This window comes from Sulfitobacter alexandrii (assembly GCF_001886735.1).
In the GTDB taxonomy this organism is placed as follows: Bacteria; Pseudomonadota; Alphaproteobacteria; order Rhodobacterales; family Rhodobacteraceae; genus Sulfitobacter; species Sulfitobacter alexandrii.
Genome location: NZ_CP018076.1, coordinates 1,041,524 through 1,057,711 on the forward strand (window position 1 = coordinate 1,041,524; position 16,188 = coordinate 1,057,711).

Consider the following 16,188-nt stretch of genomic DNA (forward strand, 5'->3'; position numbering starts at 1 on the left):
GGGTCAATAAACTCGCCTTTAGGAAGGGACAGTACCAACCGAAAGGTCGAATCCCCATGCCCAAAGTCGGAATGGAACCGATCCGCCGCTCCGCACTGGTCGAGGCGACCATCGCCGAGATCGGTGCCGCGCATTCGCTTGACGTGACCGTGGGCCAGATCGCACGCCGCGCTGGCATGTCCACGGCACTGGCGCACCACTATTTCGGCGGCAAGGACCAGATCTTTCTCGCGGCGATGCGCCACATCCTTGCGGAGTACAAGGAAGAGGTCGGCAAACGTCTTGCCGGGGCAGGGGGCGGCAAGGCCCGGGCGGTGGCGATCATAGAGGCGAGCTTCGACGAGACCTGCTTCGCACCCGATACGGTCTCCGCCTGGATGACGCTCTACGCCGCCTCTCGGACCCAGCCGGAAACCCGCCGTTTGCTCCGCATCTACCAGCGCCGGCTCCGGTCCAACCTGACCCATGCGCTGCGCGGGATCAGCACCCGGCCGCAGGCCGACGCCGATACCCTCGCCGCCCTGATCGACGGGCTCTACCTGCGCGCCGCCCTTTCAAGGGACGGGCGGCCCGACATCGCGCGCGAAAGCGCGCTTTCCACCCTGGACCTGCTGTTGAAGGCGAGCACATGACCCGACCGAATATCCTCATCCTGATGGTGGATCAGCTGAACGGCACGCTGTTCCCCGACGGCCCTGCCGACTGGCTACACGCCCCGAACCTCAAGCGGCTCGCGGCACGCTCCACGCGGTTCCGCAACGCCTATACCGCCTCGCCGCTCTGTGCGCCGGGGCGGGCGGCCTTCATGTCCGGGCAACTGCCGTCGGCAACCGGCGTCTACGACAACGCGGCGGAATTCGCCTCTTCCATCCCGACCTACGCGCACCACCTGCGCCGGGCGGGATACCGGACCTGCCTGTCGGGCAAGATGCACTTCGTCGGCCCCGACCAGCTGCACGGGTTCGAAGAACGGCTCACCACCGACATCTACCCCGCCGACTTCGGCTGGACCCCAGACTACCGCAAACCGGGCGAGCGGATCGACTGGTGGTATCACAACATGGGGTCGGTCACCGGGGCAGGGGTGGCGGAGACATCCAACCAGATGGAATACGATGACGACGTCGCCTACAACGCCGTGCGCCAGATCTACGAATACGCGCGCGGGGGCGACACGCGGCCATGGTGCCTGACCGCCAGCTTTACCCACCCGCACGATCCCTACGTCGCGCGGCGCAAGTACTGGGATCTATACGAGGACTGCGAACATCTGCTGCCGACCGTGCCCGCGATGGACTACGCCGACCACGATCCGCATTCGCAGCGCATCTTCGATGCCAACAACTGGCGCGAGTTCGACATCACCGAGGATGACATCCGCCGCTCCCGCCGGGCCTATTTCGCCAACATCAGCTATCTCGACGACAAGATCGGGGAGATCCTGCAGACGCTGGAGGACACCCGGCAGGCAGCGATCGTCCTCTTCGTCTCCGACCATGGCGACATGCTGGGCGAGCGGGGGCTCTGGTTCAAGATGTCCTTCTTCGAGGGATCGTCGCGGGTGCCGATGATGATCGCGGCGCCGCAGATGGAGCCGGGCCTGAACGTCACCCCGGTCAGCAACATCGATGTCTGCCCGACACTGTGCGACCTGGCGGGGGTCAGCATGGACGACGTCATGCCCTGGACCACCGGGCAGAGCCTTGTGCCGCTGGGGCAGGGCGCCGACCGGGCGGAACCCGTGGCGATGGAATACGCCGCCGAGGCATCGCAATCGCCCATGGTGGCGCTGCGGCAGGGCCGGTGGAAATATACCAACTGCGCCATCGACCCCGAGCAGCTCTTCGACCTCGACAGCGACCCCCACGAACTGACGAACCTCGCGGAAGACCCGGCGCATGCCGACACGCTGGAACGGTTCCGCATCGAAGCCGCGGGCCGCTGGGACCTCGAGGCCTTCGACGCCGACGTGCGCAAGAGCCAGGCCCGCCGCTGGGTGGTCTACGAGGCACTGCGCGAAGGCGGTTACTACCCTTGGGACTATCAGCCGCTGCGTCGCGCGTCCGAGCAGTACATGCGCAACCACATGGACCTGAACATCCTCGAGGAAAGCAAGCGCTTCCCTCGCGGGGAATGACCGCCCCGGGACTTCATTGTTCCAAAAATACACCTGCACGCACATCAGGAAAGAGCCGACATGCCCTATGAGACGCAACCGCCAGCCAGCCATTTCATCGACGGCGCCTACGTCGAGGAAAAGGCGGGCACGGAGATCCCGGTGATCTATCCCGCGACCGGCGAGAAGATTGCCACCCTGCACGCCGCGACCCCGGCTATCGTCAAACAGGCGATCACCGCGGCGCGCAGGGCGCAGGTTGAATGGGCCGCGATGACCGGCACCGAACGCGGCCGCATCCTGCGCCGCGCGGCCGACATCATGCGCGACCGCAACCACGACCTGTCGGTGCTGGAGACCTTCGATACCGGCAAGCCGTACCAGGAAACCAGCGTGGCGGATGCGACATCGGGAGCCGATGCGCTGGAATACTTCGGTGGCATGGCCGCGACCCTGACGGGCGAGCATATCCAGCTGGGTGAAAACTGGGTCTATACCCGCCGCGAACCGCTGGGGGTCTGCGTCGGGATCGGCGCCTGGAACTATCCCACGCAGATCGCCTGCTGGAAGGGTGCGCCCGCGCTCGCCTGCGGCAACGCGATGATCTTCAAACCCTCCGAGACGACCCCGCTCTGCGCTCTCAAGGTGGCCGAGATCCTCTGCGAGGCGGGGCTGCCTGCCGGGCTCTACAACGTGGTGCAGGGCATGGGAGACGTGGGCGCGGCGCTTGTTTCCGACCCGCGCGTCGACAAGGTCTCGCTGACCGGTTCGGTGCCCACGGGGCGCAAGGTCTATGCCGCCGCCGCCGCGGGGATCAAGCACGTCACCATGGAACTGGGCGGCAAGTCGCCCCTGATCGTCTTTGACGACGCCGATATCGACAACGCGGTCGGCGGTGCGATCCTGGGCAACTTCTACAGCTCCGGGCAGGTCTGCTCCAACGGCACGCGGGTCTTCGTGCACAGCGCCATCAAAGAGAAATTCCTGACGCGGCTGGCCGAGCGGCTGGACAATGCGGTGATCGGCGATCCGATGGACCCCGCCACCAGCTTCGGCCCGATGGTGTCCGAGCGGCAGATGAACATCGTGCTGGATTACATCGAGAAAGGCCGCGCCGAGGGCGCGCGCCTTGTGACCGGCGGGGCCCGGATCGACCGCGACGGGTACTACCTGCAACCCACCGTGTTCGCGGACGTCACCGACGACATGACGATCGCGCGGGAAGAGATCTTCGGCCCGGTCATGGCGGTGCTCGATTTCGACGACGAGGCCGAGGTGCTGGCGCGGGCCAACGACACCGAGTTCGGCCTCGCCGCCGGGGTCTTCACGCGCGACCTCGGGCGCGCGCATCGCGTCGCTGCGGCCTTTCAGGCCGGCACCTGCTACATCAACACCTACAACGATGCGCCGGTCGAGGCGCCTTTCGGCGGGTCCAAGATGTCCGGTGTCGGGCGCGAGAATTCGAAGGCGGCAATTGAACATTACAGCCAGCTGAAGTCGGTCTTCGTGCGGATGGACGACGTCGAGGCGCCGTTCTGACCGGGCGTGATCCCGATGCGCGCTGACGCGCACGACATGCCTGGCGCCCGTTGCGGCGCGAGCCCGAGAAGCCGGGCCGCCCGCGGGCGGGAACGGATTGAAGTTTTGCCGAGAGGTGCCTGAGCCCACATGCCGTGGCTCAGGACACCTCGACGATTGTGAGGGTGCGATTCCGCGCCGCGTCAAGGACAGGCCGTGCTGCGCACGGGGCTTCGCCTCCTTGACCCGGCCCGGAATCACGGAAGGAAGAAGAGGCGGGCCATGCAGGCGGAATTCGTGATCGTGGGGGCGGGGTCGGCGGGCTGCGCGATGGCCTACCGGCTGGCCGAGGCCGGGCGCAAGGTCATCGTGATCGAACATGGCGGGTCGGACGCTGGCCCCTTCATCCAGATGCCCGCGGCCCTCAGCTATCCGATGAACATGAAGACCTATGACTGGGGTTACCGGTCCGAGCCCGAGCCGCATCTGGGCGGGCGGCGGCTGGCCTGTCCGCGGGGCAAGGTGATCGGCGGGTCGTCCTCGATCAACGGCATGGTCTACGTGCGCGGGCACGCGATGGATTTCGACCACTGGCAGGAAACCGGCGCGCGTGGCTGGTCCTATGCAGACGTGCTGCCCTACTTCAGGCGCATGGAGAACTGGCACGACATGGGGCACGGCGGCGATCCGGCCTGGCGCGGGACCGACGGGCCGCTGCACGTCAGCCGCGGCCCCCGCAAGAACCCGCTTTTCGACGCCTTCGTGCGCGCGGGGGAACAGGCGGGGTACCACGTCACCGACGACTATAACGGCGAAAAGCAGGAAGGCTTCGGCCCGATGGAACAGACCGTCTGGGGCGGGCGGCGCTGGTCGGCGGCGAACGCGTACCTTCGGCCCGCGCAGCGCACGGGCAACGTGCAGGTGATCCGCGCGCTGGCGCAGCGGGTGGTCATCGCCGAAGGCCGGGCGACCGGGGTCGAGGTGATACGCCGGGGACGGCGCGAGGTGATCGGGGCAGAGCGCGAGGTCGTGCTCGCCGCGTCCTCGCTCAATTCTCCCAAGCTGCTGATGCTGTCGGGAATCGGCCCGGCGGCGCATCTGGCCGAGCACGGGATCGAGGTGATCGCCGACCGGCCGGGCGTGGGCCGCAATCTGCAGGACCACCTTGAGCTCTACATCCAGATGGCCTCCAGCCAGCCGATCACGCTCTACCGGCACTGGAACATGCTTTCCAAGGGCCTCATCGGCGCGCAATGGCTTTTCACCAAGACCGGGATGGGGGCGTCGAACCAGTTCGAAAGCGCCGCCTTCATCCGGTCGCGCGCGGGCGTGCCCTACCCGGATATCCAGTACCATTTCCTGCCGATCGCGGTCCGCTACGACGGGCAGGCCGCAGCCGAAGGGCATGGCTTCCAGGCGCACACCGGACCGATGCGGTCCAAGTCGCGCGGCACGGTGACCCTGCGGTCCGCCGATCCGGCGGCGGAGCCGGTGATCCGGTTCAACTACATGTCTCATCCCGAGGACTGGGAGGATTTCCGCACCTGCATCCGCCTGACCCGCGAGATCTTTGCCCAGGACGCCTTCAAACCCTTCGTGAAGCACGAAATCCAGCCGGGGGCCGCCCTGCAGTCCGACGCGGAACTGGACGGCTTCATCCGGGAGCACGCGGAAAGCGCATACCATCCCTGCGGCACCTGCCGCATGGGCCGCGCGGACGATCCGCAGGCCGTCGTGGACCCCGAGGCGCGGGTGATCGGCGTCGACGGATTGCGGGTGGCCGACAGTTCGGTCTTTCCGCGGATTACGAACGGTAACCTCAACGCCCCCACGATCATGGTCGGCGAAAAGGTGTCGGATCACCTTCTGGGGCGCGATCCGCTGGCCCGGGCCAACGACATCCCCTGGATCCATCCGGACTGGGAAACCGCCCAGCGTTAAACATTCTTAACGAAAGCCGTTGCGGGGACAGGTTACTGCTGTCACGTTAACGAAATGTTAAGGATTTGTTCATGGTTCGTGCTGGCCCTCGGGCTGGCCGGGGCGGCACTGGCCGACAGCATCGACGGCACCCTTCGCGTCGTTGACGGCGATACGGTGGACGTAGCGGGCGTGCGTGTCCGTCTTCATGGCATCGACGCGCCCGAGCGGGACCAGCCCTGCACCACGCTGTCGGGGCAGAACTGGGCCTGCGGTGACTGGGTCACGCGCCGGGTGCATGACCTTTTCGACGGGCGCGCCGCCCGCTGTACGCCGCTGGACGTGGACCGCTACGGGCGCACGGTGGCGCGCTGCACCGTCGGGCAGCGCGACATGGGCCAGGTGCTTGTCCAGGAGGGTCTGGCCTACGCCTACCGCAAGTATTCTATGGCCTATGATCTGGATGAGAAGGCCGCCGTCATTGCCGACAGGGGCATCCACGGTTTCATCATGGACTCCCCCGCGCGCTACCGGCTGACGCGGATCGAGGGGCGCAGCGCGCCGGATCCGGACTGCCGGATCAAGGGCAACATCAACGCCGACGGCGTGCGGATCTACCACCTGCCGGGGCAGGCGTTCTATGAACGGACGGGGATCAGGCCCGAGAAGGGCGAACGCTGGTTCTGTTCCGAGGCGCAGGCGCGCGCCTCGGGCTGGCGACCCGCGCGGCGCTGATCATTCGAGCCGGTAGGGCAGTGTTTCCCGGCGGTTGGGGTCGACCACCAGGTTCCGCTCCAGCGGTGGCACAGACCGCTGATGACAGTTCTTGCGCTCGCAGATGCGGCAGGAGATGCCGATGGGCTCGAATGCCGAATGGCGGGTGACATCCAGCCCGTCGGCATAGACAAGCGCCGCCGCGTGGCGGACCTCGCAGCCCAGGGCGATGGCGTAGCGCCGGACCGGCGCGCCGAACCGGCCCGCCGGCTTGGAGATGTCCCTCGCCAGGCTGATGTAGCGCACGCCGTCCGGTGTTTCGGCAAGCTGCCGCAGGAACCGGCCCGGTGTCTCGAAGGCGCGGTGCACGTTCCACAGCGGGCAGGCCCCACCGAAACGGGCGAATTGCAGCCGTGTGGCGGAATGCCGTTTCGTGATCGTTCCGGCCTGATCCACCCGGACAAAGAAGAAGGGGATGCCCTTGGCGCCGGGACGCTGGAGCGTGGAAAGCCGGTGCGCGACCTGTTCGATCGAGGCGCCGAAGTGCCCGGCGAGAACTTCCAGATCGTGCCGGCAGGCCTGCGCCTTGGCCAGGAAGGCGTTGTAGGGCATCAGGACGGCGCCGGCGAAATAGTTGGCCAGTCCGATCTTTGCGATGTCCCGCGCCGGGCCGGGTTGAAAGCGCGCGAGGTCCAGCGTCGCCTCGAGCAGCTGATCCTGTCGGGTCAGGGCGACCTGAAGCAGAAGCTGGAAGGTCTGGGTTTCCGGGGCGCTGCGGTCTGACAGGGTCAGCACCTTTTCCGCCGGGTCGAAGTGGCGCAGCGCGTCGGTATCGGCGAAGATCACGCTGACACCGGCATTCGACAGGGCGGATACCGCCGCCACGCGGGTGTTCCGCGGCCCGCCCGGCTGGCTTGCGAAATGTTCCGCCGCGCGATCCACGGCATCGATGTAGTTGTCGCAGTAGTGAAAGAAGTCGCGCACTTCTTCCCAGGGGGAGGGGGCGGCGCGCGCGTCCTCCCGACCAAGCGCCTCGTCGAGCGAGGCCAGACGCTCGTGGGCCTGGCGATATTGTTGGTGCAGTTCCAGAAAGGCCCGCGCGAGGGCAGGGGCGTTGGATGCCGTCAGGCGGAGGTCCGCGACCGGCGGTGCGGTCCCGGCAAAGATCGGGTCGCTCAGGGCCTCGCGCATGTCTGTGACCAGCCGCTCGCCGTCACCGGCGCTGAGTTCCGTCACGTCCAGCCCGAATTCTGTCGCGAGGGCGAGCACGACCGTCGTGCTGACCGGCCGGTTGTTGTTTTCCATCTGGTTGAGATAGGGCAGCGAGATGTTGAGCCGCGCGGCAAAGTCCTTCTGCGTCAGCCCGATGCGGCTGCGCAGTTCGCGCAGCTTGGCCCCGGCGTAGAGTTTCTTGACCGCCATCGCGCTCCCTTTGCAAATTTGCAGTTTGGGGCAGCCTAGCTTTGCAAACCGATCTCGGCAAGGTCGGCCGGTGGGTCAGCGCGGGGTCAGTCCTAGGGCCTTCTCGCGGCGGATCACCACCATGATCGATGCGACACCGGCGATTGCGGTGCCGAGCATCAGGAGCAGCAGCGGATAGGCGCCGGTTTCGGGGGTCAGGAGGACACCGGCCAGCACGGCGAGGGCCGATCCGCCACCGATCATGATCGCGCCGCCGAGGCCCGAAGCGGTGCCGGCCAGATGCGGCCGTACCGAAAGCATGCCGGCGGTCGCGTTGGGGATGCACAGCCCGTTGCCCAGCCCCACCAGCGTCATCATCCCGAAGAACGTGAGCGCAGAGCCGTTCCCGCTCAGGAAGATCAGCAGCGACACCGACCCCCCGATGGCATTCGCCATGCAGCCCCAGAGCACCATGGCGTTCACCCCGAACCGGGTCGCGAACAGGCCGGTGAGGAAATTGCCCACGAAATAGCCGATGGCCGGCGAGCCGAAATAGATGCCGAGCCAGAAAGGATCGAGCCCGAAGACGATGGAGCCGACGAACGGCGCGCCGCCCAGATAGGCGAAGAACGCCCCCGAGCAGAAACCGGCGGCGAGCGCGTATCCCCAGAACCGGGGAGAGCGCAGCAATTCGGGGTACTCGCGAAACTGACCGATCAGGGACTTGCCCGATGCCTGTGCCGTCTCGCCCATGTCCGCCACCACGAGAGCGAGGATCGCGCCGCCGATCGCCAGCATGACCCAGAACGTCATGTGCCAGTCGAACTGCTGCTCGATCGCCCCGCCGACGGCGGGCGCGACCATCGGCACCAGCGCCATGCCCATGGTGACATAGCCGATCATGGATGCGGACTGGTCCTGCGTGTAGAGGTCGCGGATCACGGCCCGGCTGAGAACCATCGCCGTGGCGGCCACGGCCTGTCCGATGCGGAACATCAGGAACACCGTGGCGTTGGGGGCAAGGATGCAGCCAAGGGTGGCCAGCATGAACAGCGCAAGGCCCCAGATCATCACCTGCCGGCGCCCAAGGTTGTCCGAGATCGGACCGATGAACAGTTGCAGGATGGCCGAGAACAGAAGGTAGAGCGGGACCGAAAGCTGCATGACGGCATAGGACGTGCCGAAATATTCGGCCATCTGCGGCAGGCTTGGCAGGAATATGTTCATTGCCAACGCGGACAGGCCGGCCAGCATGATCAGGGTCGCGATATGTGGCGGTGTACGCCGGTCCAGAAAACGGATCACCGGCGTCTCGGGTTGGACTTCAATCATGCAAATGCAATTAGTCCTGCCGCGACAGATTGTCCATCGCGATGCCGATCTTTGCTGATTTGCAATTAGCTTTCACTAGCTTGCATAGACTTTGCAAATATGCACAAAGGGTCTTTCCCTCCGGGCGCGGGCACACATACACTGGCGCAAACCAGCACTGGGAGACCGTCCATGAAAGATATTCTCGAACAGCTCGAAGAGCGCCGCACCGACGCACGCCTTGGCGGCGGGCAGGCCCGGATCGACGCGCAGAACGAGCGCGGCAAGCTGACCGCCCGCGAACGCATCGAGCTGCTGCTGGACGAGGGCAGCTTCGAGGAATACGACATGTTCGTCGCCCACCGCTGCACCGACTTCGGGATGGAGAACAACCGCCCCTACGGCGACGGCGTCGTGACCGGCTGGGGCACGATCAATGGCCGCATGGTCTATGTCTTTTCGCAGGATTTCACCGTGCTCGGCGGTTCGGTTTCCGCGACCCACGCGCAGAAGATCTGCAAGATCATGGACATGGCGATGCAGAACGGCGCGCCCGTCATCGGCATCAACGACAGCGGCGGCGCGCGCATCCAGGAAGGCGTGGACAGCCTTGCAGGCTATGGCGAGGTGTTCCAGCGCAACATCGAGGCATCCGGCGTGGTGCCCCAGATCAGCCTCGTGATGGGCCCCTGCGCGGGCGGGGCCGTCTATTCCCCGGCGATGACGGATTTCATCTTCATGGTGAAGGACACGTCCTACATGTTCGTGACGGGACCGGACGTGGTCAAGACGGTGACCAACGAGCAGGTCACCGCAGAGGAACTGGGCGGCGCCGTGACGCACACGCGCAAGTCCTCGGTCGCAGACGGGGCCTTTGAAAACGATGTGGAGGCGCTGGCGGAGGTCCGCAGGCTGATCGACTTCCTGCCGCTGAACAACCGCGAGAAGCCGCCGGTGCGGCCGTTCTTCGACAACGTGGACCGGATCGAAAGCAGCCTCGACACGCTGATCCCGGAAAATCCGAACCTGCCCTACGACATGAAGGAGCTGATCCTGAAGGTCGCGGACGAAGGCGATTTCTACGAGATCCAGGAAGAATTCGCCAAGAACATGATCACGGGGTTCATCCGGCTGGAAGGCCGGACCGTCGGTGTGGTCGCCAACCAGCCGCTGGTTCTGGCGGGCGTGCTGGACATCGACAGCGCGCGAAAGGCAGCGCGCTTCGTCCGCTTCTGCGACTGTTTCGAGATCCCGATCCTGACGTTCGTGGACGTGCCCGGCTTCCTGCCCGGGACGGGGCAGGAATATCGCGGCGTCATCAAGCATGGGGCAAAGCTGCTGTTCGCCTACGGCGAGGCGACGGTGCCAAAGGTCACCGTAATCACCCGCAAGGCCTATGGCGGGGCCTACGTGGTCATGGCGTCCAAGCATCTGCGCGCCGACGTGAACTATGCCTGGCCCACCTCCGAGGTCGCAGTGATGGGCGCCAAGGGCGCGACGGAGATCATCCACCGTGCGGATCTGGGTGACCCGGACAAGATCGCGGCCCACGCCAAGGAATACGAAGATCGCTTCGCCAATCCCTTCGTCGCCGCCGAGCGGGGATTCATCGACGAGGTCATCATGCCCCATTCCACCCGCAAGCGGGTTGCACGGGCCTTTGCTTCGCTGCGTAACAAGAAGGTCGTGACGCCGTGGAAGAAGCACGACAACATTCCGTTGTGAAGGCAGGGCGATGAACGTGTCGGCATCGATTTTCCAACCGGGGGGCCTCGCGCCCCGGCCCGGCCTGTCCGGGGGGGGCTGCGCCCTCGGCGGAACCGCGTCGGCCCCCGCGCGTTTCCCCGCCAAAGGAGAACGCCATGCCCAACTCATCCATCAAGGACGAAGAGACCTACAAGGAACTCCGCAAGGACGGCGCGTCCAAGGAAAAGGCCGCCCGCATCGCCAATGCGCAGGCCAACGACGACATGAACCCGTCCAGGAAGGGCGGCAAGGCGCCGCCCTACGAGGAATGGACCAAGGACGAGCTCTACGAACAGGCCCAGGAGGTCGGGATCGACGGGCGGTCGGACATGTCCAAGGACGAGCTGATCGACGCGCTGCGCAACCACTGACGGCACCTGCGCCCCGATCCGGGGGGCAGTCATGACGCTGTGGAAGAACCAGGTATTCACCATCGCCCATGCCGATGACGGGCGGTTCGAAGGGGCCGGGTTGCGCCCGTTCTTCGAGTATCGCGATCTGGGCATCAGGGATGCGACACAGGGCCGGTATGGGGCGCACGTGATCCGGGCCGTGCCGGGCATGGAAAGCCCCGGCACATGGCATTCCCACGATCTCGATTTCCAGATGGTCTATGTCACCAAGGGCTGGGTCGTTTTCGAATACGAAGGGCAGGGCGAGCACGTGTTGCGCGCCGGGAGCAGCGTCCTGCAACCGCCCGGAATAAAGCACCGTGAAGTTCGTCACTCCGACGACATGGAACTGATCGAGGTCGTGTCGCCAGCGGATTTCAAGACCGCGGAAGAGGCGGCGCCATGAGGGTTGCAGCTCTGGCCCTGATGCTTGCCGCGTCGCCCGCGCTGGCGCTGGAGGTTCCCTCCGGACAGCCCGTAACCCTGCAGGAAGTGCTGGTCGATTCGGTCGGCCCGCAAAGTTTCCTGCGTTTCCGGCTGGTCGCGCCTGCCATCGCGCGGGAGACTTCCGATCTGGATTACGAGACCGTAGCGGCGGACCTCATGTACCTGTGTCAGGACCTCGCGATCCCCTACATCGCCGAGTTCGAGCTGACCGGCGACGTGATCGTGATCTCGCTGGCCGACCGGGAAACCGAGTTCGGTGTTGCGGATCCCGAATCGACACAGTTCTTCGAGGCTTTCCGGATCGAGGAAGGCCGCTGTATCTGGGAGGGCCTGTGATGCAGACCCCATATATTGCGGGATCGGGCGGTATTTTTAAGGAATATGATGCTTTGGAGTCACATAAGCGCCGATTGACGCTGGACCCATATCATTGCGGATTTCTTTGCCGTAATCTTCGCACAAGGAATACCCAGGTATCCCTTACCTCTGAACCGGGGCGTGCGAGGCATGTAGCAGTGCCGCGCCCCATCAACAACGACAGGAGACTTAGATGTCCAAGAGCATCAAACTCATCGCCGCGTTCGGCTTCATCGCCGCAATCTCGGCATGCACCAGCGGCCAGACCGACGAAGAATATGTCGTCGTCGAGCCCGAGCCCATCTCTGTTGAGCCGACCTACACCGGCAAATACAAGTAAGCTATTCCCGGGGCAGGCGTTCGCGGCTGCCCCGACCACGCTCCGTCCGGCAAGGAGGGAGGCGTGATGCCCGCTTACATGTTGAAACATCGCGGGTTTCCGGGCCGTCTGCCCGGCACTGATTTCCAGTTCACCATCCGAAGACCGAACCCGAGGGGTGTCACGCCGCTGACCCGGCGCGAGCGCCGATCGGACCGCAAGCCCGCCGACCGGCGCGCCGACGCCGCCTTCATGAAGGCGCTGTGGGAGTGTTTCGGCCCCGAGCCGTTCGAACGCGGCAACCTCGATGCCGGGCGGCTGTCGTGGCTCTTCGGCCGCGAGGTGGTGCCCGCGACGGACCCCTTCGATCCGGCCGATTACGAGGCGATGCTGGTCATCGACGAGAGAATCGCCCGTGCCTCCTTTCCCGAAGCCTTCGAGGATTGATCGGCATGAACTCGCCTGTGATTCCCGTAATTCAGCGGTGCATGGCCGATATCGCGCTGCCGTGCGATCCGGGCTTCCGGCGCACGCGCGCTTGCGGCAACCTCTCTGGCGAGGGCCGGTTGGAACACGATGGCTGGCCGGCCTCGCACCGAAACCAAACCCCTTCCCCCTTTGGGCGGCAGCGGCCCAGGCCCCTGCTGCCCGCTTTTTCTGCAGGGACGGAGCGGGTCGGCAATAATGTCGGGGCGCGACGGGAACCGGTTCAGGGATGCCGCGTTGTTGCTTCGAAAACAAGGATGGAAGGAACAGGCAAGTGTTCGAACGTATTCAGAATTCTTCGAGGACCGCGCGCAACGTCGTGCTCGCCGTCGCGGCGTGCGGCGCGTTGGCCGCATGCGGTGACACCATTGGCGAACAGGCCCTTGGTGGCGGTGCCGTCGGCGCCGGCGCTGCGGCCGTCACCGGTGGCAGCCTGCTGCAGGGCGCGGCCATCGGCGCGGGTGCAAACCTCGCCTATTGCCAGCTCAACCCGGGCAAGTGCAACTGACGCTCACCTGACGCAACGCCGGCGCCCCTCGGGTGGCCGGCCCCGCTCAATCAGCCCCGCGCAGCATCCGCTGTCGCGGGGTTTCCGCGTTTTACCCAAGACCAAGAAGGACAGTGCATGTTCAAGAAAATCCTGATCGCCAACCGGGGCGAGATCGCCTGCCGTGTCATCAAGACCGCGCGCCGGATGGGCATCACCACGGTCGCCATCTATTCGGACGCCGACGCGAATGCGTTGCATGTCCAGATGGCGGACGAGGCCGTCCACATCGGGCCGGCGCCCGCAAACCAGTCCTACATCGTCATCGACAAGGTGATGGAGGCGATCAAGTCCAGCGGCGCGGAAGCGGTGCACCCCGGCTACGGTTTCCTGTCCGAGAACGCCAAGTTCGCCGAAGCGCTGGAGAAGGCGGGCGTGGCGTTCATCGGGCCGCCCAAGAAGGCCATCGAGGCGATGGGCGACAAGATCACCTCGAAGAAGCTCGCGAAGGAAGCCGGCGTCAGCACGGTGCCCGGCTACATGGGGCTGATCGAGGACGCGGACGAAGCGGTGAAGATCTCGAACGAGATCGGCTACCCGGTCATGCTCAAGGCGTCTGCCGGGGGCGGTGGCAAGGGGATGCGCATCGCGTGGAACGACGAAGAGGCCCGCGAAGGCTTCCAGTCGTCCAAGAACGAGGCGGCCAACAGTTTCGGCGACGACCGTATCTTCATCGAGAAGTTCGTGACGCAGCCGCGCCATATCGAAATCCAGGTGCTGTGCGACGCGCATGGCAACGGTATCTACCTGGCCGAGCGGGAATGCTCGATCCAGCGCCGGAACCAGAAGGTCGTGGAAGAGGCGCCCAGCCCGTTCCTCGACGAGGAGACCCGCAAGGCCATGGGCGACCAGGCCGTCGCACTGGCCCAGGCGGTGGGATACACCAGCGCGGGCACCGTCGAATTCATCGTGGACGGCGACAAGAATTTCTATTTTCTCGAAATGAACACCCGCTTGCAGGTGGAACACCCGGTGACCGAGCTCATCACCGGGGTCGATCTGGTGGAACAGATGATCCGGGTGGCGGACGGCCAGAAGCTGGAGATGTCGCAGAGCGATGTGAAGATCAACGGGTGGGCCATCGAGAACCGGCTTTACGCCGAGGATCCCTATCGCGGGTTCCTGCCCTCCATCGGGCGGTTGACCCGCTACCGCCCGCCGGAGGAGGTGGTCGAGGGCGACCATATCGTGCGGAACGACACCGGCGTCTACGAGGGCGGCGAGATCAGCATGTACTACGATCCGATGATCGCCAAGCTTTGCACCTGGGCACCGACCCGCGGCGAGGCGATCGAACGGATGCGGGTCGCGCTCGACAGCTTCGAGGTGGAGGGGATCGGCCACAACCTGCCGTTCCTGTCCGCGGTGATGGACCACCCCAAGTTCGTCTCGGGCGACATGACCACGGCGTTCATCGCCGAGGAATATCCGGAAGGCTTTCAGGGCGTGGATCTGCCTGAGTCCGACCTGCGCCGGATCGCGGCGGCCACCGCCGCCATGCACCGCGTGGCCGAGATCCGGCGGGCCCGGGTGTCCGGGCGGATGGACAACCACGAGCGCAAGGTCGGCAGCGAATGGAACGTCGCCCTTCAAGACCAGTCCTTCGACGTGACCACGCAGGCCGACCAGACCGGCGCAACCGTCCGGTTCGCCGACGGAGAGGAGATGCGCGTGAGCGGCGACTGGCGTCCCGGCGACCAGCTGGCCAAGATGAAGGTCGGCGATGCACCGCTGGTGCTGAAGGTCGGCAAGATCTCGGGCGGGTTCCGCATCCGCACTCGGGGCGCGGACCTTCGCGTGCACGTTCGCAGCCCGCGGCAGGCCGAACTGGCCCGCCTGATGCCGGTCAAGGAAGCGGCGGATACCTCCAAGATGCTGCTGTGTCCGATGCCGGGGCTCGTGGTCAAGATGTCGGTCGAACAGGGCGACGAGGTTCAGGAGGGGCAGGCGCTCTGCACCATCGAGGCCATGAAGATGGAAAACATCCTGCGTGCCGAGCGCAAGGGCGTCGTGTCCAAGATCAACGCGGGCGAGGGCGACAGCCTTGCCGTCGATGACGTGATCATGGAATTCGAATAGGAGACCCCGTGCTGGCGACCCCGACCTTCCCCCTCGTTCTGCTGGCGGCTGCGGTCTTTTGTGCCGTGCTGCTGGCGGTGTGGGCGGAAGCGCGGGTCGCCGGGCGCATCATCGCGCAATTCTTCCTGACCATCGGCCTGCCGGTGGTGGTCGTGCTTGGCGTGGTGATCTGGCTGACGCTGCCGTTGATGGGGCAGATCGACCCGCGGGTGAGCCAGGCCATCATCGCCGGTCTGGTGATCGCCACCGGCTGGCTGACCACGGCCATCTTCGCCGAGGGCGGCAAGGCCCGGGCGCGCGCGGAGAAAACCCGCGATTACCACAAGGCACTCTACGCCGAGATCGGCAATACGCTGGAATCGCTCTGGGAGGCGGACAGTTCGGAGCAGTACGTCACGGCGCTGATCGAAAGGATGCGCGAAGAAGAAGGTTATGTTCCCTTCCTGCCGCGTGAACAGCACGACCACGTCTACAATGCGGTCATCGCCGAGATCGATGTGCTGCCGCGCCAGACCATTGACGCGATCGTCGCCTATTACAGCGTGATAAAGGCGATGTCCGCGCTGGTCGACGACATGCGCGGCGAGACCTTTCGCACCCTCGATGCGGACCGGCGGATCGCGATCTATTCGGACTACGTGGGAATGCGGAAACAGGCGTTCGTCTTTGGCAAGCACGCCCTGCGGCTGATCCGCGCCTATTCGGACGGCGGCCGCAAGGCCGCCGATCGGATCATCAGTAACCCGGACGCGGGCCGGTCCGCCATGTCACGGGGATCGGTGTGAACGGGATGTCGGCGTCTTTGTCCATGGTCATGTTCCCAACCTCTTGCCCC

The 16,188-nt window shown here is 65.4% G+C and carries 16 protein-coding genes; 14 read left to right on the forward strand and 2 right to left on the reverse strand.

From position 1 onward, the window contains the following. Positions 1-56 precede the first annotated feature (56 nt). From betI to BOO69_RS05125, 5 genes are all read left to right on the forward strand, one after another. Entirely contained in the window at positions 57-632 is a 576-nt protein-coding gene (betI, locus tag BOO69_RS05105; RefSeq protein WP_071970902.1) for a choline-binding transcriptional repressor BetI, read from the forward strand. Then, entirely contained in the window at positions 629-2,137 is a 1,509-nt protein-coding gene (gene betC, locus BOO69_RS05110) for a choline-sulfatase (protein WP_071970904.1), read from the forward strand. Before betI ends, betC begins: the two co-directional genes overlap by 4 nt. A gap of 60 nt (positions 2,138-2,197) precedes the next feature. Then, positions 2,198-3,655: a betaine-aldehyde dehydrogenase gene (gene betB, locus BOO69_RS05115; RefSeq protein ID WP_071970906.1), complete on the forward strand. Its 1,458-nt coding sequence runs from the start codon at positions 2,198-2,200 to the stop codon at positions 3,653-3,655. A gap of 261 nt (positions 3,656-3,916) precedes the next feature. Continuing rightward, entirely contained in the window at positions 3,917-5,575 is a 1,659-nt protein-coding gene (betA, locus tag BOO69_RS05120; RefSeq protein ID WP_071970908.1) for a choline dehydrogenase, read from the forward strand. A gap of 78 nt (positions 5,576-5,653) precedes the next feature. Next, on the forward strand, positions 5,654-6,289 hold the full coding sequence (locus BOO69_RS05125; RefSeq protein ID WP_472573270.1) for a thermonuclease family protein: 636 nt from the start codon (positions 5,654-5,656) through the stop codon (positions 6,287-6,289). On the opposite strand, the gene BOO69_RS05130 is transcribed toward BOO69_RS05125, so the two are convergent. Both BOO69_RS05130 and BOO69_RS05135 read right to left on the reverse strand, forming a co-directional pair. After that, complete coding sequence (locus BOO69_RS05130; RefSeq protein WP_071970912.1) at positions 6,290-7,690, reverse strand: helix-turn-helix domain-containing protein; 1,401 nt, start codon at positions 7,688-7,690, stop codon at positions 6,290-6,292. Between the two features lie 75 nt (positions 7,691-7,765). Further along, on the reverse strand, positions 7,766-9,001 hold the full coding sequence (locus BOO69_RS05135) for a multidrug effflux MFS transporter (RefSeq protein WP_071970914.1): 1,236 nt from the start codon (positions 8,999-9,001) through the stop codon (positions 7,766-7,768). Positions 9,002-9,172: 171 nt separating this feature from the next. Between BOO69_RS05135 and BOO69_RS05140 the strand changes: the two genes are divergently transcribed. The 9 genes from BOO69_RS05140 to BOO69_RS05175 all read left to right on the forward strand — a co-directional run bounded on the left by BOO69_RS05140 (position 9,173) and on the right by BOO69_RS05175 (position 16,138). Further along, complete coding sequence (locus BOO69_RS05140) at positions 9,173-10,705, forward strand: acyl-CoA carboxylase subunit beta (protein WP_071970916.1); 1,533 nt, start codon at positions 9,173-9,175, stop codon at positions 10,703-10,705. Between the two features lie 137 nt (positions 10,706-10,842). Beyond that, positions 10,843-11,097 carry a DUF7218 family protein gene (locus BOO69_RS05145; RefSeq protein ID WP_071970918.1) on the forward strand — a complete coding sequence of 85 codons (255 nt, stop codon included), beginning with the start codon at positions 10,843-10,845 and terminating at the stop codon, positions 11,095-11,097. 31 nt (positions 11,098-11,128) lie between these two features. After that, positions 11,129-11,524 carry a cupin domain-containing protein gene (locus BOO69_RS05150; RefSeq protein WP_071970920.1) on the forward strand — a complete coding sequence of 132 codons (396 nt, stop codon included), beginning with the start codon at positions 11,129-11,131 and terminating at the stop codon, positions 11,522-11,524. Continuing rightward, positions 11,521-11,901, forward strand: a complete 381-nt coding sequence (locus BOO69_RS05155) for a DUF6497 family protein (protein ID WP_071970922.1) — start codon at positions 11,521-11,523, stop codon at positions 11,899-11,901. Before BOO69_RS05150 ends, BOO69_RS05155 begins: the two co-directional genes overlap by 4 nt. A gap of 214 nt (positions 11,902-12,115) precedes the next feature. After that, positions 12,116-12,262 carry a hypothetical protein gene (locus BOO69_RS23195; protein ID WP_172839498.1) on the forward strand — a complete coding sequence of 49 codons (147 nt, stop codon included), beginning with the start codon at positions 12,116-12,118 and terminating at the stop codon, positions 12,260-12,262. Positions 12,263-12,340: 78 nt separating this feature from the next. Continuing rightward, positions 12,341-12,688: a hypothetical protein gene (locus BOO69_RS05160; RefSeq protein WP_071973648.1), complete on the forward strand. Its 348-nt coding sequence runs from the start codon at positions 12,341-12,343 to the stop codon at positions 12,686-12,688. A 313-nt stretch (positions 12,689-13,001) separates the two neighbouring features. Continuing rightward, a complete protein-coding gene (locus BOO69_RS05165) occupies positions 13,002-13,235 on the forward strand; it encodes a hypothetical protein (RefSeq protein WP_237267564.1) in 234 nt (77 codons plus the stop codon). Positions 13,236-13,352: 117 nt separating this feature from the next. Then, entirely contained in the window at positions 13,353-15,353 is a 2,001-nt protein-coding gene (locus BOO69_RS05170; RefSeq protein WP_071970924.1) for an acetyl-CoA carboxylase biotin carboxylase subunit, read from the forward strand. A gap of 8 nt (positions 15,354-15,361) precedes the next feature. Beyond that, complete coding sequence (locus BOO69_RS05175) at positions 15,362-16,138, forward strand: hypothetical protein (RefSeq protein ID WP_071970926.1); 777 nt, start codon at positions 15,362-15,364, stop codon at positions 16,136-16,138. Positions 16,139-16,188: the final 50 nt, after the last annotated feature.